Raw genomic sequence first — 19,796 nt, forward strand, 5'->3', positions numbered from 1 at the left:
ACGCGCGGTAACTTACGGTTGATCTGACGTCGGGAGGCGATGGACGCCTCTCGCTGGCGGTCGCACCGCGCGGCCTTCGAATCACGACCGGAACGGGACGCTCATGCGCCTAACCAGACGCCATGGACTGCTGCTTCTGCCGTGGTTCCTGCTTCCATCGATCTCCTACGCGGGGATCGTGCTTCATGTCGACGGTGTCGACGAAACCCTGACGAACGCCGTACGGGCGAGCGTGGAGCTGAGCCAATACGCGCAGCGCGACGTCACCGCCGCGCAGGTCCGTCGTCTCTACGAAAAGGCACCCGACGAGGTACAGGCGGCGCTGCGACCCTACGGCTATTACGAGGCCACGGCCACCGGCGACCTCAAGCAGGTGGGTACCAACTGGGATGTCACGCTGCACGTGGTGCCCGGCACGCCGGTGAAGGTCACCACCGTCCAGGTGAACATCGACGACGTCGCGGGAAAGGTTCCGGCCGTGCGTCGCGCGCTGCGTGGCGTCACCGGCCTGAAGGACCAGCAGCTCAATGACGGCGCTTACGATGGCGCGCGCGACGCCGTCAGCGGCGCGCTGACCGCCACCGGCTTTCTCGACGCCAAGCTCACCGTGCACACGGTGGAAGTGAATCGCGCCGAGCACAGCGCGGCCGTCAAGCTGACCTGGGACGCCGGACCGCGCTATCGCTACGGGCAGATCCATTTCAAGAACTCGCAGTTTCGCGACGGCTTTCTGGATCGCTACGTGCCGTTCAAGAGCGGCGACTATTTCAATCAGTCCCAGTTGCTCGAACTGCAGCAGGCCTTGAACGGCGCCGACTACTTCGCCGTCGTCAACGTCATACCCGATACCGACGACGCCAAGGACGGCACGATCGACATCAACGTCGAACTGGCCCCGGCCAAGCGCACGATCTACACCGGCGGCCCGTTCTTCGGCACCGATACCGGGGCCGGCCTGCGTGGCGGTATCGAGAAGCGTTGGATCAACGATCGCGGACACAAGTGGAAGAACGAACTGGTGCTCGCGCAGCGCCTGAAGACGCTGTCAACGCTGTACCAGATTCCGATGCCAGGCCCCAACCAGCGCAGCTTCAACTTCGGCGCCAATTTCCGCGACGCGGACACGGTGACCTCGAAGTCGCGCACCCTGCAACTGGTCGCGAACGAAACGCGCCTCTGGTACGGCTGGCAGCGGACCATCGGCATCAATGCGCTCTCCGGCACATTCACCGTCGGCAAGCGCGGTGGCGAGGGCGACAACGCCGAGGGTCTCGAGCGCGGTCGCAGCACGCTGCTCTACCCCGAGGTGAGCCTGAGCCGCAAGAAGGGCGACAATCCCACCTTCGTCCGCAGTGGTTGGTCCATCACGGTCACCGGCCGCAGCACCGCGGGTCCTCTGCTCTCGGACGCGAGCTTCTCGCAGCTCATCGGCGACGTGAAATGGATCCGCTCGTTCTGGGGCAACAACCGCCTCATCCTGCGCGGCAGCGCCGGCAAGATCTGGACCAGCAACTTCAGCGCACTCCCCCCGCAGCTCCGCTTCTTCGCCGGTGGCGACCGTTCGGTGCGTGGTTACGACTACGAGAGCATTGGCCCGCGCAATGTCTATGGACGCGTGATCGGTGGCGAAGGCTTGCTGGTCGGTAGCACCGAGGTCGAACATTACTTCACTCGCAACTGGGGCATGGCTGCGTTCGTCGATGCCGGTAACGCCTTCACCGGCACCGATTACAGCCCCCGCGTCGGCGCGGGCCTGGGCGTGCGCTGGCTGTCTCCCGTCGGCATGATCCGCTTCGACGTCGCGGTGCCGGTCGGCGACAAGAACGAGCACGGCATCCATCTGCACGTCGTCATCGGGCCCGACCTGTGAGGAGCACCGGCATGAAATGGCTGATCCGCGTCGGCGTGGCTCTCGGTATGCTGCTGGTCGTCGTTGCGCTGGGCGTGTGGTGGCTCGTAGGAACCGCCTCGGGCCTGCGCTTCGCGCTCGCGCGCGCACAGGGATTCACCAACGGCGCACTGACCGTGCAGGAGGCGCACGGCCGTCTCGCAGGGCCGCTCGATCTCGCTGGCGTGCGTTACCGCGATGGCAGCGGCATGGACGTACGCGTCGCGAAGGCGCATCTCGACAGCTCGTTCGGGTCGCTCCTGCGCCGCCGCGCGCATGTCTACGATCTGTCGGCAGATGGCATTGCCGTGGAGCTCGGCCCCACCTCCACCGAACCGGATAGCCCCGCGCAGCCGTTCTCGCTGAAGCCGCCGCTGGACATCGTTCTCGACCGGGTGAAGATCGGACGCGTCCAGGTCACGCAGCAGGGTCAGACGCTGTTCTCGTCGAACTCGCTGGACCTCGCCGGCTCGTGGACGAGCGAAGGCATTGCGTTGCGATCGCTGGCTTTGCGCTCGGACGATGGACATGTCGATCTCGGCGGCACGCTCGCCATCGGCAACGGATACAAGGGCGACGGCAAGGCAGGCTTCCGCTGGAAGCTCGGTGACATCGATTACGCGGGCACGATCGAGGCGCACAGCGACGGAGCGAAAGCGCATACCCTCGTGAACCTCACCCTGCCTTTCGTGGCGCAGGTAGACGCCAATCTCGTGCAAAGCGGTGATTTCCCGTGGGACGCGAAGATCGACGCGCCGCGTTTCGATCCGAAGCCGCTGCTGGGTGAAAGCTCGCTCACGTCGCTCGGGCTGAGCTTGCAAGGTTCCGGCGACCGCTATGGTGCCAACCTCACCGGCGACGTGGACCTCAATGACTACCGCGTGCGCCTTGCACCCATCAAGGGCGCGTTCGATCACGCATACAAGCGCCTGACGCTCGACGAATTGACCGTGGGTTCGCCGCAGGTACGGGGATCGTTGACCGCGAAGGGAACGGTAGACGTCGCGACACAACCGGTGTCCGCCGATCTTGCCCTGCGCTGGACGGACGTCCTCGTGCCGGCCAACGTCGCGGGACAGGATCTGGCGAGCACGGGCCGGCTCACCTTCAAGGGCAGCGCCGAGGCCTACCACGCTGCTGGCGACGTCGATATCGGACCGCCGGGCCAGGTCGGCAAGTTCACGCTCGATGTCGACGGCACGCCCCGACTCGTCACCTTGCACAACGTGCAGTTGAAGCAACCGAAGGGGCAACTGGGGGCACGCGGCACGCTCACGCTGCAACCCGCCCTGGCATGGAACCTCGAGGTGACGGGCGAGCGCTTCGATCCCGGCCAGCTCTTCGCGGAGTGGCCGGGCGCGCTCGACGTCGACCTCAACACCGAAGGACAGCTCGTACAGGATGAGCCGCTCGGTACGTTCGACCTGCGCAAGCTGGACGGCACCCTGCGCAAGCGCCCGCTGCGCGGCAACGGCAAGCTGACGCTCAAGCCGCATACCGTCGTCAACGGACAGCTCGACCTTGCCTCCGGTGGCAGCACCATTCGTCTCGACGCGCGCGGCGAGACCTCCAACGACGCGACGCTGAAACTGGCCATCGCCTCGCTCGGCGATTGGCTTCCCAACGCGGGCGGCCGCGTCAACGGCGATATCTCGGCCAAGGGCATCCCGCCCAAGCTCGCCGTCAAGGCCAACCTCCGCGGCAATGCCATCGTCTATGCCGACCAGAAAGTCGACGCGCTCACGGTGGATGCCGACATTCCGGACATCAGTGCGCCCGGTGGCAAGCTCGATGTCGTTGGCACGGGTGTGGTAAGCGGCGGGCTGGTATTCGACCGCGTTGCCATCGCCGCCGACGGCAATCAGGAACGTCACCAGCTGAGCGTCTCCGCCAAGGGACGCCAGCTTTCGGCTGACCTGCGTCTTACCGGCGCCATGAAGAACGACGCGTGGAACGGCACGCTGTCCGCGCTGAACATCGACTACCAGGGCCTGCCCCCGTGGCGCCTGCAGGGGCCGAGCCAGCTCGCCTGGAACCAGGGCGCTGCGAGCATGAGCGACCTCTGCCTTACCGCTGGCGAACCGCTGCTCTGCGTGGCAGCGAAGCAGGACAAGGCCGGCAATCTCGACGCGAGCTACCGCCTGCGTCGTGTACCGCTCGCGTTGCTGATGACCGCAGCCGAGGCGTCGAACAGCCCGATGCGCGCGGACGGCATCATCGAAGGCGATGGCAATGTGCGCCGCACGGCCGCTGGCGCGTTGTCCGGTCAGGCCACGATCACCTCGGCCCACGGTTCGGTGGCCTATGCGGACCGTACGGATCGACCGCTCGTCGTCTATGACAACCTCACGGCCAACGCGCAACTCGCACCCGACAACCAGCGCGTGATCCTGCGCGCCGCACTGAACGACGGCGGCAGCCTGGACGGCGACGTCACCATCCGCGGTGCGCAACAGGCACTTGGCGGAAACGTATCGCTGCGACTGAAGAACCTCTCGGTCATCGAACTCTTCACCACCGAACTCGCGGACGTGAAAGGCGCGCTGGACGCGCAGTTCAATCTGGGCGGTACTGCCGCCTCGCCCGCCATCACCGGGCGTGCCGTGGTGAACGGATTCGCCGCGGAGGTGCCCAGTGCGGGCCTCAAGTTGAAGGACGGGCGGCTTGCCATCGATACAACTGACGCCAAGAACTATCTCGTGGACGGTACCGTGCGCTCCGGCGAGGGCAGCCTGTCCATCAAGGGCAACGCCGCGCTCGGCGCGGGCGCGCAGATGCGACTCGGCATCGAAGGCGCCAGGTTCACCGCCGTGGACATCCCTGCCGCGAAAGCGGTCGTGTCGCCGAACGTGACCATCGTGCAGGATGCCAAGGGCATGAACGTCAGCGGCAAGGTCAACATCGACATGGCCGACGTGAACGTCGAACGTCTGCCCGGCGCAGGTGCCACCAAGGCATCGCCGGACATCGTGGTGCTCGACGACGCGCAACGCGAAGCCGCGGAAGAATCCGCCCCCATCAGCGCCGATATCCGCGTCGATCTCGGACAAAAGGTGCATCTCGTCGGCTTCGGCATCGACGGTCGCATCACCGGGCAGCTCGACGTGCGCGAACGCCCAGGGCGCGCCACGACGGGACAGGGCCAGATCGGCGTCGACGGTACCTACAAGGCCTACGGTCAGGACCTGCGCATCGAACAGGGACAACTGCTTTTCGCCACCACGCCCATCGACAATCCAGGTCTGAACATTCGCGCCGCGCGCACGCTCAATCCCAACGCCACTATCGACGAAGGCCAGAAGGTCGGTCTCTACGTATCGGGCACCGCACGTCGCCCGATCCTCACGGTGTTCTCCAACCCCGTGATGGAACAGTCCGATGCCCTCTCCTACCTCGTGACGGGCAAGCCGCTCTCCCAGGTCAAGGGCGGCGAAGGCAACATGGTAGGCGCCGCGGCCCAGGCACTCGGCTCCGCCGCGGGCGACCTGCTCGCCAAGAGCGTCGGCTCGAAGATCGGCATCGACGACATAGGCGTCAGCAACAACGATGCCCTGGGTGGCACCTCCGCATTCACCGTGGGCAAGTACCTCTCGCCGCGCCTCTATCTGAGCTACGGCGTTGGCCTCTTCGACCCCGGCCAGGTCATTACCCTGCGCTACCTGTTCAGCCGCCGCTGGAACTTCGAGGCGCAGAACGCGACGGATTTCAGCCGCGCGAGCTTGAACTATCGGTTGGAGCGGTAGTAAGCCAGATGGTGTTGGCGTACGAGGAGTGCTGGTTGAATGATCAAACCGTCCGAGACGACGGACTCATGCCTACACAACGAGAAGCATTCGCTGACTGAAGGAATTGGAACGCACGTTTAGTGTTCGCTCTCCCTAAAAACTGGAGAGTCGCAGTGCGTGAACTTACTATCTTTGAAACGCGTGGCGTATCCGGTGGATTGCCGAACCGGCCCTTGCCTGCTAGTTGCTCTCTTGGATCCATGCTCACGGCAGCGGGTTACGGTGCGCTGGCTGGCATTCCGGGCTTTGCTGGCGGTCCCGCTGTCGGATTCTCCGGGATGCTCTTTGGCGCATCGATTGGAGGAATAGGCCAACTTCAAACCTGTGCCAACGACTTGCGTCAATACAGACGCTGACAAAATGGCTGAAGATTGCGACAGCACCGAGACGCTTCGCTCGAAACTACTGCGATGCATACGATGGTATTTCCTCCCCACCGGCAGTCTGCTTGGTTACACGGTGCGAGCGGGAATCTTCTGGTTCTCCCCGATAATGTTCCTGAGTTCTTACCAAGTCGCAACTGACATCGATAATCCCGACTGGTTTATGGAAACAGCCATCCGATGTCTTTTCTTCGGCTTGATATACGGACTAGGGGGATACCCCCTCGGACGGTGGGCACTGAGAAAGCAGGCGGAGATCGATGTACGTCGCAGGCAGCGCAATCAGAAGCGTTGACATCATTCCCTTATCGGGCAGAGGTTCGCGCAATGCGAACATCTGCTTCAACATTTTCGCACCGCGTTCGCATGGCTTCGCTGGGCGTCACTGCCTCCGCAGTCACGACGGCAAGGTGGCGCAGCGCGGCGCCTCTCCCGACACGCGACCTCAGTCATCGCGGGAGTCTTCGGTGTCCCCCTCGATGCGAGTTTCCGCACAAGAGAGCGGCCGAAGGCCACTAGGTACACGGGCCGCGCCAGCGGCCATCCTTTCCGAACGCGGAGGACCTGTCTGAGCAGCGAGGGGGACACCGAAGGCTCAGGCCTCGTCGCACGAGCTAGCGGTAGCTCCAGCCGCTGGACACATGCGGTCACGCGGCGAATGAATCGGCGTATCCAGACAGCGCCCCGGAATTCCACGATGAACCTAGAAAAAGCGCCATACCACTTGGCAAAACCTACCGACAGCGAGACATACTCCTACACGTGAAGATGGCGCCGCCCGCGGGTGTCCACACTGACAAACTGCTGGAATAGCACCTCCGCACAACACGTGCCATCAAGGAGGAAGCGACCATGCGCGATCTAACCCATGAAGAACTTGCCTGCGTAAACGGCGGCCTGCTCAACAGAGTCGAATTCTGCGTTGGGGCGACGTCCCTCATCTTCGGTGGCGCAGGCGCCGTCATCGGCGGCTCGGGAACCTTCGGATTCGGTGCAGGGATCGGCTTCGGTGCGGGTGCAACGCTCGGAAACGCCGTGGGACAAATGGCCTGCTCGTCATTCTTTTCCCCGTAGCGTGGACCCGTGGTCACTGGCCGTCATCGTCGGCGGCGTCATCAGCATGCTGACGAAAAATCGAGTAGCCAGGAATGCCGTACTGGTGCTGATCGTCTGTATTTGTATTGCGCAAATGCTCGGTCTAACGCATCAGGACTAGATGTCCGTCTGCATGTGAATCGCCCGCACGCACCGCTGAGCATCTGCGCGAAAGTTGGTAACGATTTTCGTACTTACGCTACTTGACCTCGGAACGACATGGCCATGAAGGCAGATCTTTACCGGCAGGAAGCTCTCGATCACCTCAAATCGGCGGACTTTGGCGTTGCCGTAAAGCCGCCGAATGCCGTGGGAATTGCGGCAAAGCTGGCCGTTGGGGTCGTCGTCGCGCTCGTCACATGGCTATGTATCGGCTCCTATACGCGGCGTGTTGCGGTCAAGGGCGTCCTGGAGCCACGAAACGGAGTGATACACCTTCGCGCCCCCATGCCGGGCAAGGTCGTGAAGATCCACGTATCCCCCGGCACCAAGGTCAAGGCAGGAGCTACGCTCCTCACGCTGGCCGCAGATCAGACAACAGAACGACATGGTGACGAGGGTGCGGCGAAACTCAACCGACTGCTCGATGACCGACGTCGCCTCCGCATAGAAGCATCCAGTGTGGAAAGGTCGTTCAAGGAACAGGAACGCACCTTGACCGATGAACTCCACACAGCGCGATCGAGGTCCACACGAATGGCGACCCAGCGCGACCTGCAGGTTCGGAAGATCGCGATCAAACAAGATCTTCTGGACAGGATGTCACCGCTGCTGGCCAAGGGGTATGTGTCGTCGCTCCAATACAAGGAAAGGGAATCCGAGCGTTTGCAGGCCGAATCCGAACTCGAATCGATATCGGCACAATACGAAGACGCTCGACAAGCGGAGGCCAGCCTGGCGTCCCGCCTAAAACGTCTTTCCGACGAGCTCACGGAAAAACTCGGGCTGGTCAATGACCGACTATCGAACGTGGAGCAGGCCATCCTGCAGACGGAGACCCAGCGCTCCCTGCTGGTCAATGCGCCAACCGACGGCGAAGTAACCAATATCTTCATCGCCGAAGGAAGCGGCGCATCTCCCTCAGAGACCTTGATCACTTTCATTCCGAGTGAGTCCGATCTCGTGGCGAGAGTTCTCGTCGACAGCCGCGCCATTGGCTTCATTAAGCGCGGAACACCCGTCGCCATTCGTTATCAGCCCTTCCCCTACGAAAAATTCGGACTGCATCACGGGCACGTTTCGAGAGTTCCCGGATCGGCGATCGAGGCGAACGCGATATCCGCCTCGCGAGACCTCGGTTCGACGGTAGCGGCCTATCGCGTCGACGTCGACCTGCCGCATCAGACCGTTAGCGTTTACGGCAAGGAGGAACCTCTCATGACAGGCATGGAAGTAACCGCGGATCTTCTACTTGACCGCCGAACGCTCATCGAATGGATGTTCGAACCGCTGATAGCGATGAACAAGCGCATGGACAGCCAGGCGTCGACGCCATGAATGCCGTGAACGAGTCGCCATCCAACACCTGGGGGCTTGCAAAGCGGCTGGGATTTGGCAAGCGAACACCCATCATCAGGCAGTCCGAGCAGAACGAATGCGGGCTGGCCTGCATCGCCATGATCCTCGGCCACCACGGTCAGCACGTGTCACTACGCGACCTGCGCAAGCATTCGGACGTTTCGTCACGCGGCGCCAGCCTTAACGATCTCATGGACGTCGCGGGTGAACGCGGGTTACGTTGCCGGCCATTGCGTCTGGATTTGGCAGAGCTAGGGCAGCTTCAGACCCCATGCCTTCTTCATTGGCGGATGGATCACTTCGTCGTACTCATCAAGGTATCCGGCAAGCATGCGATCGTTCACGATCCCGCTGCCGGTCGCAGGAGCGTTCCCCTAGCCGAAGTGTCGCGACTCTTTACCGGCATTGCCATGGAAGCCGTGCCTGCCGACCACTTCATCAGTGCGCGCAAGAAGCCGGACATTCCTCTGGCATCGATGCTTCGCATGTTGAATGGCTACGCGTCGTCGCTGTGGTCCATTCTCGGGTTCTCGCTGGCACTGGAAGTGCTCGCCCTCCTCATGCCACAACTCGTGCAGACCGTGGTGGATCAGGTGCTCGCCAACGGCGACTATGACCTGCTGACCCTCGTGGGAATCAGCTTCGTTCTCCTTACGCTGATTTCGTCGGCGGTTTCGGCCTGCCGCAGTTGGTCCGTGGCCTGGCTTCGCGCTCACGGAGGCATGCGCTGGACGGGTGTGCTGTTCGATCGCCTGCTTCGTCTCCAGCAGAACTACTTCGAACGTCGGCACGTGGGCGACGTCGTGTCCCGGCTCGATGCCGTTCATACTATCCAGCAAGCCGTCACCAACCAGCTCGTGGGTGCGCTGATGGACGGCATGGTGGGTGTCGCCACGCTCGCATTGCTCCTCGTCTACAGTCCGATGCTCGCTGGCGTCGTGGTCTGCGGCACGCTGGCCTACACGCTCCTGCGACTCTCGATATACAGGCCTCTCCGCGAGGTTGGCATCGATCAGATCGAGGCGGCGGCCGCGCAACGAACCGATCTTGTCGAGTGCATTCGTGGCATTCGCACCATTCGCCTGAACAACAAGACCGCGATCAGGTCTGCGCTGCATGCCAATAAGACGGCGTCCGTCCAGGCACACCAGTTTCGAAGCGACAAGCTTGGAATTCTCTTCGAGGCAGTCGGCAGCATCCTCGCGGGTGTCCAACGGGTGATCGTTCTCTGGGTAGGCGCGTCCCTCGCGATGCGAGGTCACATGACCGCCGGCATGCTCATGGCATTCTCGGCGTACGCCGACCAGTTTTCCCATCGATCGAACGCCCTCATCGACTACATCATCCAGCTACGGTTGCTCAAGATACAGGGCGAGCGTGTTGCGGATGTCGTCCTGGCACCGGAAGAACCCCACATGCACGGGTCTTATCAGGGGCCGGAGCATGCGCCATCCTTACGATTCGACGACGTCAGTTACCGGTACTCGAGTAACTCACCCTGGATCCTCCGACATGCTTCCCTATCCATCGAGCCGGGCGAATGCATCGCCATCGTAGGAGCATCGGGCGCGGGGAAAACCACCGCGCTCCGCCTGTTGCTCGGCCTCATCGATCCTTGCGAGGGGAGCGTGCGCATCGGTGGCATCGATCTCGCCCATCTCGGCAAATCGTCGTTCCGGGACCGCACTGGCATCGTGCTACAGGACGATCACCTCTTTTCGGGGACGATCGCCGACAACATCTGTTTCTTCGACGCTTCGGCAAACATGGAAGACATCTACGCCGCAGCATCTCTTGCCAAGATACACGACGATATCTGCGCGATGCCTATGGGTTACCGCACCCTCGTCGGGGACATGGGCTCCGGGCTATCGGGCGGACAGAAACAACGCATCGTCCTGGCCCGCGCTCTTTACCGAAAGCCTTCGGTATTGGTGCTTGACGAGGCGACAAGCCATCTCGACCTGGCCACGGAAAGCGACGTCGCGATACAACTGAAAGCATTGAAGATGACGCGCATCACCGTTGCACATCGCCCGGAAACGATTCGCGCGGCGGATCGTGTTGTCGCGTTGGTGGACGGGCGGTTTACTGAGATATATCCCGCAAGCGTTGCTTGATCCCCGGTGGATAGGGCAGCTTGCCTCGGCGAGAGCTGAACAACGTGCGCACCGCAAGCGACACTTAATGATTAGAAAAATACGCCATGTCGAAGCGATCGAAAAGTAATCCAAGATGGGTCACCGAATGGGTCTCTTCCTGCATGGTTTTCGCGCTTGTTCTCGTCGCCGGCTTTCACCTCGGCCAATACGACGGCATAGAGCATGACACTCTCTTTTTCGCTACCGGAGGCGTGTGCTATTTGCTTTGCTGCATCGTTTCTATTCGATATTTCCAGCAGAACAGGTAATGGGTCTACACAAAACGTGCTAACCGCGCCGCATTAAGGGCACCCCGGCTTTGCCGACTGCTCACCACTGAACGCAGACCGACGATGTCATTTCTTCAGAATCGCCTGGAATCCGTGACCCCGTGGCTTTATGCGGATTCGTCCGCATGGACGGCGATCGGACTTTTCGGAACCGCGCTCTTTGGCTCTCGTTTTGTCGTTCAGTGGATCTGCTCCGAACGCTCGGGCCGCGTGGTCGTACCGCCTGTATTTTGGCATTTGAGCTTCTGGGGAAGTCTCATCTCGCTCTTGTACGCGCTACATCTCGACAAGCTGCCGATCATTCTCGGCCAAGCCCTTCTCCCCGTCCTACATGGACGAAACCTGTGGCTTCTTCGCAAGCGATAAGCCTCGAACCAGGTTTGCCACGTTCGAACGAAGAGAAAATCTGACAAATTTTTAGCCGAATACCCGCGAGCCGCGAGGTAATGCCTGCCCGCAATCCGTCCTTATATCACTGATAATCACAACCGGTTTTCCGCAACATCAACCTCGCAAGGAGACAACATGAGAAGCCTGACTTACACAGAATGTAATTTCGTCGCGGGCGGAACGCCTCCGCCGCAAGCTGGGCTAACCGGCGACGCCGCTGTGGACGCTGCGTTCAGCAGCTTAGTGAACACCACTTTCAAACACACAGTGGCTGGGGCCCTCTATAGCGCAGTTTTTGGTTCCACTGAGGGTCCTTCGGCTGTAGCCGGTCGTATTGCCGGGTCTATGCTGCGCCAAACCCCAGCGGGATTGCTGTTGAGCACCTTGTATTAACGGTGGAGCCATGGGTTAAAGAGTGGCTTTGGCAATGCGCCGGTTTCGCCGCATTGCTCATGTTTGGATTCGCTGCTGGCCACTATGACGATGTCGAGCACAATGCCGCTTTCTATTCCGTTGCTACAATCACTTATCTGGCAGCCTGCATAACGTTCCTTCGATACTCCAGAAACCGCTACCGGGTCCGCAGACGCAGCGCGAAAGCCTCTGAGCCACACGAACCTGGGCCGACCTCATCGTGGGAAACGCGGCTTTCCAACAATGAAACGCAGTCGCAAGGCCATACCCCTTCCCCTCAGAACCGGCTCGGGCGATGATCCCCAGGGGAGTTAGCCAGGGGAAAGGGGTAACGCATGTCGCAGGCGCAGGATCAGCAGCTCGAACGGCTGACGTTCTTTTCGGACGCCGTTTTCGCCATTGCCATCACCTTGCTGGTGATCGAAATTCACGTGCCGCATCCTGAGGACCTGAGCGACCGGGCGTGGTTGCTGGCATTGCTTCAACTCACGCCGCACTTCGTCGGTTTCATCCTCAGCTTTATCGTCATCGGCGCGCTCTGGGCGGCCCATCATCGTGTATTCGGACTACTGCGCCATTACGATCCGTCCATCGTATGGCCGAATCTGTTCCTGCTGATGGTCGTTGCATTCATGCCATTTTCCTCGGCACTGATGAGTTCCCACCCCACCGAGCGCGTTCCGGAATGGTTCTACACGGGCACCCTGCTGCTGGCGGGCCTGCTCCAGCACCGCCTGGTCAAGCGCGTCCTGCGCGCGCCATTCCTTCGGGAAGACGTAACCGATGAGGTGGTCGCCACGCTTCGGCGCCGAACGATGGCTTTGCCGCTGATGGCGTTGCTTTCGGGTGTCCTCGCTATCTGGTGGCCAGGTCCGAGCAACCTGCCCCTGATGCTCATGCCGTTGATGGTGATGCTATTTGCACGGATGAGAAAGTCGCGTGCTGTGGAACCGGCAGCCGCGGCGGAGTGACGACGCAGGCGGACTGTTAGCCCGCGAGGGGATGCTCGTCGACGCCCCCCCCACAGCGCACCGGCGCGTGGATGACAACGGAGCCGAAGAACGTCAAGCCAACGTCGTCAGCTCGATCGGTACGATCGCATCGCCACTGATGACCTGGGCCTGGCCGTCCTGCACCATGAACTGGATCTGCATCGTGCGCTGCGTGAGTGCGGCGAGCGCTTCGACTGTCGACGGGGCGATATCGATGACGGATACGTTCTTCGTCCGGGCCACGGCCGCCGCCGTCTTCTTCCACCAGACTTCCGCGCTGCGGCCGCTGTAGCTGTAGACGATCACGCGCTTGGCGCGACCGGCGGCGCGGCGGATACGCTGCTCGTCAGGCTGTCCGATCTCGATCCATAGATCGACCTCGCCGGTGAGTTCCTTCCGCCAAAGGTCCGGCTCGTCGTCGGAACTGATGCCCTTGCCGAAGACCAGTGCCTCGTCCGCATTCAGCGCGAAGGCCAGGACGCGCACCATCATCCGATCGTCGGTTTCCGACGGATGCTGGGCGATCGTCAGCGCGTGGGACTGGTAATAGTGCCGGTCCATGTCGCTGACCTGCAGGTCAGCCTTGAAGACCGTGGATTTGAGTGCCATGAGGAGTCGCTTGGGGTCGCTGCCGGCCGCAAAGCGTACACGAACGCGGCGACCAGCCGCCGGACGCGTCGCGCTCCGGTGTTACTGGGGCGCGTGCAACCGGTGCAGGAGTTCGGCTTCCGTCAGCGAAATACCGCAGGTCTCCGCGATGTTCTGCGGGGACGCCCCTTGCCGAGCGAGGCGCTGCGCGAGGGCCAGCGCGCGATCGGAGGTTGCGCCGTGGTCGCCTGCCGCCGACAAGGTCGGCGTACGGCGGACCTGGTCCTCGATATCGCCCAGGCGGTGATCGAGCCGGCGAAGCATGTTCGCCAGTACGTCCTCCGCAATGACAGGCTCCGGTGGGGCGGCAGCCGGCGGGACGGGCTGAGCTGCGGGTTCACTGCGTGGGGCCGCCGAGGCGCCACCACCCACGCGGCGGAACAGGAGCAGCAGCCCGACGAGGTTGAGGATCGCAAGAGCGATCAGCACGTATCCGATGGCGGCGTTCATGCAGGTGGGACTCCGTGAGGTCGCGGCACACGGTAACCCAATGCGCGCGGTTTTCGAAGCGGCGCAGGGCGTCCCCCGCGTAGGTCGCAGGGATCGGATCGATGACAGCGAGCGCGGCACGGCGAACCCGCGGACGACGCCATCGCCTGCGGGACGATCACCGCCGCTTGCTCAGGCGCGGCACAACTTCGGCACGTCGACCAGGGCGATGAAGCCGTCGTCGCGGGTGACGACGCCGCTGACGGGGTCGTCGCGCCGTTCGGCGCGACCGGGCGGGGGCGGCGCCACATCGTCGGGATCGAAGGTGAGCATCTCGCCGATGACGTCGATGCGCATGCCGACCACCGTGCCACCTTCGTCGAAAACGATGACGCGGCGCGCGTCATCGTCGTCAGCCTCGGTGGCAAGGTCGAGTCCAAAGCGACGACGACCGTCGAGCACCGGCACGATCTGCCCGCGCAGGTTCACGATGCCGAGCACGTCCTCGGGGGCGCCCGGCACGGGCGTGATGCCGCCGGGGCGAATCACCTCGCGCACACTGGCGAGTGATACCGCATAGCGCTGCCCCTTCAACGAGAAGCCGAGCCAGGCGCCGCGTCCATCATGGAGGGATGTGGTCATGGTCCCAACTCCTTTTCCAGCCATTCGATCAACGCCGTGGTACCTACCACGCCGCACTTCGGTTCAAGCGACATACCCGCCAGCCAAGGGCGGGTGGTCGCACCGTCACGCCATTGGATGGCGTCGGGAGATATGTCCACCGTCTCCTCGTCGACCACGCAGGCCAGCGCCCAGATGCGGTCGCGCAGGATCACGAGCGTCGTCACCGGTGCGCCCGCCATGTCCGGGGAGAGCACGGCCGCGAGATCGACTACTCGGGCTTCGCCACTGGGATGCCGCCAGCGGCCGAGGCAGATGGGGTTCGTGATGTTCGGCGGGGTCAACGGAGGCATCGGCAGCAGATGCGTCACGTCGGCCATGGGTACGGCGAGTTTCACGCCCGCCGCCACGCACAGCAGATAGCGGCATGCCTTATCCGCCGTGGCGGCGCCACCGCGCCACGGCTCGATCGCCACGACCTTGACGTCGGTCGATGGCGCGGGCGCAGGCACGGCATGCGCGGCCGGCGTCAGCAGCTCCGCGAGGTAGTCGGCCACGAGTTGTTCGGCGTCGTGCATGGTACGCATCACGCGGCCGCGTCCGTCACAGACGCGGACGGAAGGGACAGCAGTTCGTCGAGCAACTGGCGATACGCCAAGCCGCCACGGCGCGCGGCAGGCCACGACGCCAACGGCACGCCGGCCGCGCTGGCCTCCCGGATCTGCGTATCCGTCGGAATCACAGCCTGGCTCACGGCATCGCCGTACTGCTCACGCAGTTGCGCGAGGCACGCCCGAGATGCGTGCGTACGGGCATCGTAAAGCGTCGGCACGATCGTGCGCGGCATGGGTTTGCCACGGGAGCGCTCGATCATCGACAGGCTGCGCAGCATCCGCTCGAGGCCGGCCAGCGCCAACGCTTCGGTCTGCGTCGGCACGAGCAGCCGGTCGCTCGCCGCCAGTGCATTGACCATCAGGACGCCCAGCGTGGGCGGGCAATCGAACAGTACATGGTCGAAATCGGGCGCGAGTTCAGCCAGCGCTTGCGTCAGCACCAGACCCATGCCCGGACGGGTACCGAGCTGACGATCGAGGGTAATCATGGCCGCCGATGCCGGTAGCACGCTGAGCCTGTCCCACTTCGTGCCGTGAACGAGCGTGCGCACGGGAAGCGGGTTGCCGCCCACGCCGAACAGGTCGTACACGCTGCCGTGTGCCCCGCCTTCCACGCCGATGTAGCCGGACAACGACGCGTGCGGGTCCATGTCGACCAGCAAGGTGCGTTGGCCGGACTGCGCCAACAGGCTTCCTAGCGCCACCGTGGTGGTGGTCTTGCCCACGCCGCCCTTTTGATTGGATATCGCCCAGATGCGCATCAGCGTGCCTCCGCCGAGGGCGCGAATCGCGCGGCGCCGGCCGTCGGAGCGGCGGTACCCCGGCCCGCTTCCGTCGACGACACACTGCTCGCTGCGGCGGCATGCTGGCCGGCCGGCGTCGCCGTGAGATCGACGCGGTCCGCATCGCTGTAGAACCGGGCCGGTGCGGCCTTGTCGCTCATGACCACGATGAGTACGCGACGATTGCGATTGCGACCGTCTTCGGTTGCGTTGTCGGCACTCGGCCGAAACTCGCCCCAACCGATGATCCCTACGCGGTGCGGATCGACGCCCGACGTCGTGAGTAGACGCGCGACGGTCGCCGCGCGCGCGGCCGACAGCTCCCAGTTGGAAGGGAACAGCGCCGTCGCAATCGGCGTGTTGTCGGTATAACCCTCGATGCGCATGGCATTCGGGAACGGACCGAGAATGCCTGCCAGTTTGCGCAGCACATCTTCCGCAGGCGGCTGGAGCTTGGCAACGCCGACGGGAAACAAGATGTCCGTGCGCACTTCGATTTCGAGCCAGTCGGCCGTCTGCCGCACGTTGACGAGGTTCTTGTCGATCAACGGACGCATCGCCCGTTTCACTTCGTCCGAGATCTGGCTGAGGCTGGCGTCTTCGGTCTTGCCCACGCTGGTGTTCGCGGCCGTGGCGGTGTTGATGTTCGCCGCCTCCTGACGCTCCGTCGCTGCGCCTTCGTGCCCCGGAAGAGGCAGATTGCGCGGCGGGACGGGCACGTCGATCCGTGCGATGGGGGCCGCCGCCGGCGCACGCGACTGGTTCGGCAACGGTACTTGTGCCGCCGGCGTGGCTTCGCGAATCGGCTCGATCACCTTGCCGGTGCCGTTGAAGGCCTCGTTGATCGACTGCGCCATGACACGGAATTTCGTTTCGTTCACGGCCGACACCGCGTACATCACCACGAACAGCGCGAGCAGCAACGTGATCAGATCGCCATAGGGGATCGCCCAGCGTTCGTGGTTGATGTGTTCTTCCTGGTGCCTGCGTTTCACGACAGGAAACCCTGCAGCTTGCTTTCGATATGGCGCGGGTTGTCGCCCTGCGCGATGGAAACCAGACCCTCGACGAGGATCTCGCGCATCTGCGAACGCTGCCGCGCCAGGCCCTTAAGGCGCGACGCCATGGGCAGCGCCAGCAGATTGGCGAGGCCGATGCCGTAGATCGTGGCCACGAAGGCCGCGGCGATGCCGTGGCCCAGCTTGCTCGGTTCGGCGAGGTTCTGCATCACGGACATCAGACCCATGACTGCACCGATGATACCCATCGTGGGGGAATAGGCGCCCGCGTTCTCGTAGACCTTGGCCGCCTCGATGTCGGTGTGCTCGCGCGCGAGCACTTCCACTTCCAGCACCGAACGCATCGCATCCGGCTCCGTGCCGTCCACGAGCAGTTGCAGACCCTTGCGGATGAAGGGGTCGGTCTCGCGCTCGATCGAAGGCTCGAGGCCAAGAAGGCCCGTGCGACGCGAAATCTCGCTCCAGCCGACGATGCGGCTGACGAGGTTTTCCGATTCGATATCCGGTGGCCGATATACCCAGGGCAACATGCTCCAGGCGCGCTTGAGGACCGCTCCGGGCGTCTGCACCAGCAGCGCCGCGAACGTACCGAGGAAAACGATGACGAAGGCGGCGGGATTCCACAGGGCGTCGAGGCTCGAGCCCTTGAGGATGGTGCCCACGATGATGACCACGAAGGCCAGGATCGTACCGACAACGCTCACGAGATCCATGTCAGACAGCCATCCTCAGCGAGGGCAGTACCTGCCCACTGTCATCGGCGAGACCGGCGAGGTCGAGCACCAGCGAGATGCGGCCATCGCCCGTGATGGTGGCACCGGCGATACCCGGCACGTCCTTGAGGAACGGACCCAGCGGCTTGGCCATGACGTCCTCGCGGCCGAGCACTTCGTCGACGAGGCAGCCGAGCGTCTGATGCCCGATCTGCACCACGACCACGTGGCCGCCCTTCCCCGCCGCGCCCGCCCAGCGACCGAGATCGACGAGCGGGAGAGCGCGTTGCCGATGCGCAGCGACGACGCGGCCGTCCAGTTCCTGGATTTGCCCCGGCACCAGCTCGAACACTTCCGCCACATTGGAAAGCGGCAACGACAGCAGCCGATGCCCGACGCGCACCATGAGGACACGCAGGATGGCGAGGGTCAGCGGAACGGAGAGACGCACCGTGCTGCCGTGACCCACGCGCGAATCGATGGACAACGTGCCGCCGAGTTCCACGATCTTGGTCTTGACGACATCCATACCGACGCCGCGACCGGAGATGTCGGAGACCTGACTGGCCGTGGAGAAGCCAGGACGGAACACGATCTCGTAGCATTCGCGCTCGTCGAGACGCGCAGCCTGCTCCGCATCCATCAGCCCTTTTTCTACCGCCTTGCGACGAAGCACTTCGGGGTCCATGCCCTTGCCGTCGTCGGTCACGGTGATGACGATGCGGTCGCCGAACTGACCCGCAGCGAGGCGCACGGTACCGTTGCGCGGCTTGCCCTCGGCAGCGCGGACGTCGGGCATCTCGATGCCGTGATCCACCGCATTGCGCAGCAGGTGGACCAGCGGATCGGCGAGGGCCTCGACCACCGTACGATCGATGTCGGTCTCTTCGCCCTCGGTCACTAGGTCGATGTCCTTGCCGAGCTGGCGAGCCAGATCGCGGACGATGCGCGGGAAGCGCGAAAACAGTTTGCCGACCGGCTGCATACGCATGCGCAGCACGGCGTTCTGCAGGTCTTCGGCCACGCGCTCGAGTTCGCCGATGGCACGCTCCATCGGGTCGTTTGTGCCACGCGGCGCGAGATTGGTGAGGCGGTTACGCACGAGGACGAGTTCGCCCGCAGCATCCACCAGCCCGTCGAGACGATGCGTGTCGACGCGCACCGTGGTGTCGGCAGTGGATGCCGCGCGCTTTTCCGTCGGCGCTGCGACGCGAGCCGTGGGAGCGGAGGGAGCCGGTTCCGCGGGTGTCGGCGACGGAGCAGGTACGGGTGCCGGTGGCGGCGCAGCAGCAACAGCAGCACCTGGGACGACGCCCGGTGCCGCGGTGCCGTGCAGGCTGTCGAGCAAGGCTTCGAATTCGTCGTCGCTGATCGCGTTCGGATCGGCGGTCGCCGCAGCGGGTGCAGCGGGAACGGCAGCGGCGGGTGCCGGTGCCGGGTTCGGCGAGTTCGCAACGCCTTCGGCACCGGGAGCACCGGTGCCGTAGAGGGAATCCAGCAGCGCTTCGAATTCGTCGTCGGAGATCGGGCCGGACGATGCCGACGCCGGCTCGCGCTCATTGCGCGCCGCGTCGAGCATCGCCTCGAATTCGTCTTCGATGGGATCGTATGCGCGCGAAGTGGGCGCCGCACTGACTGGCGCGGCGGTGGGTGGCGCCAGGGCCACCGGAGGGGCCGTGGCAGCTCGGCCGGGAATCAGCAGGCGGTCGAGCAACGAGCGCGGCGCGGCCTCGATCGGCAGGCCACCATCGGCAGCCCGCATCATGTCGTTGAGCAGATCGAGCGATTCCAGCAGCGCGTCCATGAAACCGGCATTGAGCACGATCGCGCCGTTGCGGGCTTCATTGAGCAGATCTTCGGCGCGGTGGCACAGCTCCACCATCGGGTTCAGGCCAAGAAAGCCCGCACCGCCCTTCACCGTGTGGAACGCGCGGAACACCGCATTCAACAGGTCGACGTCGCCGGGCGAGGACTCGAGGTCCACGAGTTGTTCGCCCAGGCTTTCCAGCAGCTCGCGCGCCTCGATCAGAAAGACGTTGAGCAGCTCGTTGTCCAGCTCCACGCTCATAGGGCG

General features: G+C 63.5%; 14 protein-coding genes. 6 read left to right on the plus strand and 8 right to left on the minus strand.

Translation table 11 applies throughout. The annotated features are described in order from the left end of the window. The first annotated feature begins 103 nt into the window (after nt 1–103). From BT115_RS06650 to BT115_RS06680, 6 genes are all read left to right on the plus strand, one after another. Nucleotides 104–1,870: an autotransporter assembly complex protein TamA gene (locus BT115_RS06650; protein WP_072321683.1), complete on the plus strand. Its 1,767-nt coding sequence runs from the start codon at nt 104–106 to the stop codon at nt 1,868–1,870. An 11-nt stretch (nt 1,871–1,881) separates the two neighbouring features. Beyond that, on the plus strand, nt 1,882–5,631 hold the full coding sequence (locus BT115_RS06655) for a translocation/assembly module TamB domain-containing protein (RefSeq protein ID WP_072321684.1): 3,750 nt from the start codon (nt 1,882–1,884) through the stop codon (nt 5,629–5,631). 1,277 nt (nt 5,632–6,908) lie between these two features. Beyond that, nucleotides 6,909–7,130 (plus strand): hypothetical protein, encoded by a 222-nt coding sequence (locus BT115_RS06660; protein WP_072321685.1) that lies wholly within the window; start codon nt 6,909–6,911, stop codon nt 7,128–7,130. A 246-nt stretch (nt 7,131–7,376) separates the two neighbouring features. Continuing rightward, complete coding sequence (locus BT115_RS06665; protein ID WP_177257386.1) at nt 7,377–8,648, plus strand: HlyD family secretion protein; 1,272 nt, start codon at nt 7,377–7,379, stop codon at nt 8,646–8,648. Continuing rightward, nucleotides 8,645–10,789, plus strand: coding sequence for a peptidase domain-containing ABC transporter (locus BT115_RS06670; RefSeq protein WP_072321687.1), 2,145 nt, complete (start codon nt 8,645–8,647; stop codon nt 10,787–10,789). Before BT115_RS06665 ends, BT115_RS06670 begins: the two co-directional genes overlap by 4 nt. 1,450 nt (nt 10,790–12,239) lie before the next feature. After that, nucleotides 12,240–12,875 (plus strand): TMEM175 family protein, encoded by a 636-nt coding sequence (locus BT115_RS06680; protein ID WP_072321689.1) that lies wholly within the window; start codon nt 12,240–12,242, stop codon nt 12,873–12,875. 93 nt (nt 12,876–12,968) lie between these two features. Here the strand turns inward: BT115_RS06680 and BT115_RS06685 are convergent, their stop codons facing one another. The 8 genes from BT115_RS06685 to BT115_RS06720 form a co-directional block, all read right to left on the minus strand. Continuing rightward, nucleotides 12,969–13,505 carry a YaeQ family protein gene (locus tag BT115_RS06685; RefSeq protein WP_072321690.1) on the minus strand — a complete coding sequence of 179 codons (537 nt, stop codon included), beginning with the start codon at nt 13,503–13,505 and terminating at the stop codon, nt 12,969–12,971. A gap of 81 nt (nt 13,506–13,586) precedes the next feature. Next, nucleotides 13,587–13,994 carry a DUF2802 domain-containing protein gene (locus BT115_RS06690; RefSeq protein ID WP_072321691.1) on the minus strand — a complete coding sequence of 136 codons (408 nt, stop codon included), beginning with the start codon at nt 13,992–13,994 and terminating at the stop codon, nt 13,587–13,589. Between the two features lie 171 nt (nt 13,995–14,165). Further along, nucleotides 14,166–14,615 (minus strand): chemotaxis protein CheW, encoded by a 450-nt coding sequence (locus BT115_RS06695; RefSeq protein ID WP_072321692.1) that lies wholly within the window; start codon nt 14,613–14,615, stop codon nt 14,166–14,168. Next, a complete protein-coding gene (locus BT115_RS06700) occupies nt 14,612–15,181 on the minus strand; it encodes a chemotaxis protein CheW (RefSeq protein ID WP_072321693.1) in 570 nt (189 codons plus the stop codon). Before BT115_RS06700 ends, BT115_RS06695 begins: the two co-directional genes overlap by 4 nt. Continuing rightward, on the minus strand, nt 15,181–15,969 hold the full coding sequence (locus BT115_RS06705; RefSeq protein ID WP_072321694.1) for a ParA family protein: 789 nt from the start codon (nt 15,967–15,969) through the stop codon (nt 15,181–15,183). The genes BT115_RS06700 and BT115_RS06705 overlap by 1 nt, the downstream gene beginning before the upstream one ends. After that, complete coding sequence (motD, locus tag BT115_RS06710) at nt 15,969–16,985, minus strand: flagellar motor protein MotD (protein WP_072321695.1); 1,017 nt, start codon at nt 16,983–16,985, stop codon at nt 15,969–15,971. Before motD ends, BT115_RS06705 begins: the two co-directional genes overlap by 1 nt. Continuing rightward, a complete protein-coding gene (locus tag BT115_RS06715; RefSeq protein WP_072321696.1) occupies nt 16,982–17,722 on the minus strand; it encodes a flagellar motor protein in 741 nt (246 codons plus the stop codon). Before BT115_RS06715 ends, motD begins: the two co-directional genes overlap by 4 nt. A gap of 1 nt (nt 17,723) precedes the next feature. After that, nucleotides 17,724–19,790, minus strand: coding sequence for a chemotaxis protein CheA (locus BT115_RS06720; RefSeq protein WP_072321697.1), 2,067 nt, complete (start codon nt 19,788–19,790; stop codon nt 17,724–17,726). Between the last annotated feature and the right edge of the window lie 6 nt (nt 19,791–19,796).

The sequence above is a fragment of the Luteibacter sp. UNCMF366Tsu5.1 genome (assembly GCF_900119235.1).
GTDB lineage: Bacteria > Pseudomonadota > Gammaproteobacteria > Xanthomonadales > Rhodanobacteraceae > Luteibacter > Luteibacter flocculans.

Excerpts from the sequence above, each read along its gene's own strand:
- BT115_RS06650 (WP_072321683.1), top strand. The coding sequence starts at position 104 with ATGCGCCTAACCAGACGCCATGGACTGCTGCTTCTGCCGTGGTTCCTG.
- BT115_RS06705 (WP_072321694.1), bottom strand. The coding sequence starts at position 15,969 with ATGCGCATCTGGGCGATATCCAATCAAAAGGGCGGCGTGGGCAAGACC.
- BT115_RS06670 (WP_072321687.1), top strand. The coding sequence starts at position 8,645 with ATGAATGCCGTGAACGAGTCGCCATCCAACACCTGGGGGCTTGCAAAG.
- BT115_RS06720 (WP_072321697.1), bottom strand. The coding sequence starts at position 19,790 with ATGAGCGTGGAGCTGGACAACGAGCTGCTCAACGTCTTTCTGATCGAG.
- BT115_RS06680 (WP_072321689.1), top strand. The coding sequence starts at position 12,240 with ATGTCGCAGGCGCAGGATCAGCAGCTCGAACGGCTGACGTTCTTTTCG.
- BT115_RS06690 (WP_072321691.1), bottom strand. The coding sequence starts at position 13,994 with ATGAACGCCGCCATCGGATACGTGCTGATCGCTCTTGCGATCCTCAAC.
- BT115_RS06685 (WP_072321690.1), bottom strand. The coding sequence starts at position 13,505 with ATGGCACTCAAATCCACGGTCTTCAAGGCTGACCTGCAGGTCAGCGAC.
- BT115_RS06655 (WP_072321684.1), top strand. The coding sequence starts at position 1,882 with ATGAAATGGCTGATCCGCGTCGGCGTGGCTCTCGGTATGCTGCTGGTC.
- BT115_RS06665 (WP_177257386.1), top strand. The coding sequence starts at position 7,377 with ATGAAGGCAGATCTTTACCGGCAGGAAGCTCTCGATCACCTCAAATCG.
- BT115_RS06715 (WP_072321696.1), bottom strand. The coding sequence starts at position 17,722 with ATGGATCTCGTGAGCGTTGTCGGTACGATCCTGGCCTTCGTGGTCATC.
- BT115_RS06660 (WP_072321685.1), top strand. The coding sequence starts at position 6,909 with ATGCGCGATCTAACCCATGAAGAACTTGCCTGCGTAAACGGCGGCCTG.
- BT115_RS06700 (WP_072321693.1), bottom strand. The coding sequence starts at position 15,181 with ATGCGTACCATGCACGACGCCGAACAACTCGTGGCCGACTACCTCGCG.
- BT115_RS06695 (WP_072321692.1), bottom strand. The coding sequence starts at position 14,615 with ATGACCACATCCCTCCATGATGGACGCGGCGCCTGGCTCGGCTTCTCG.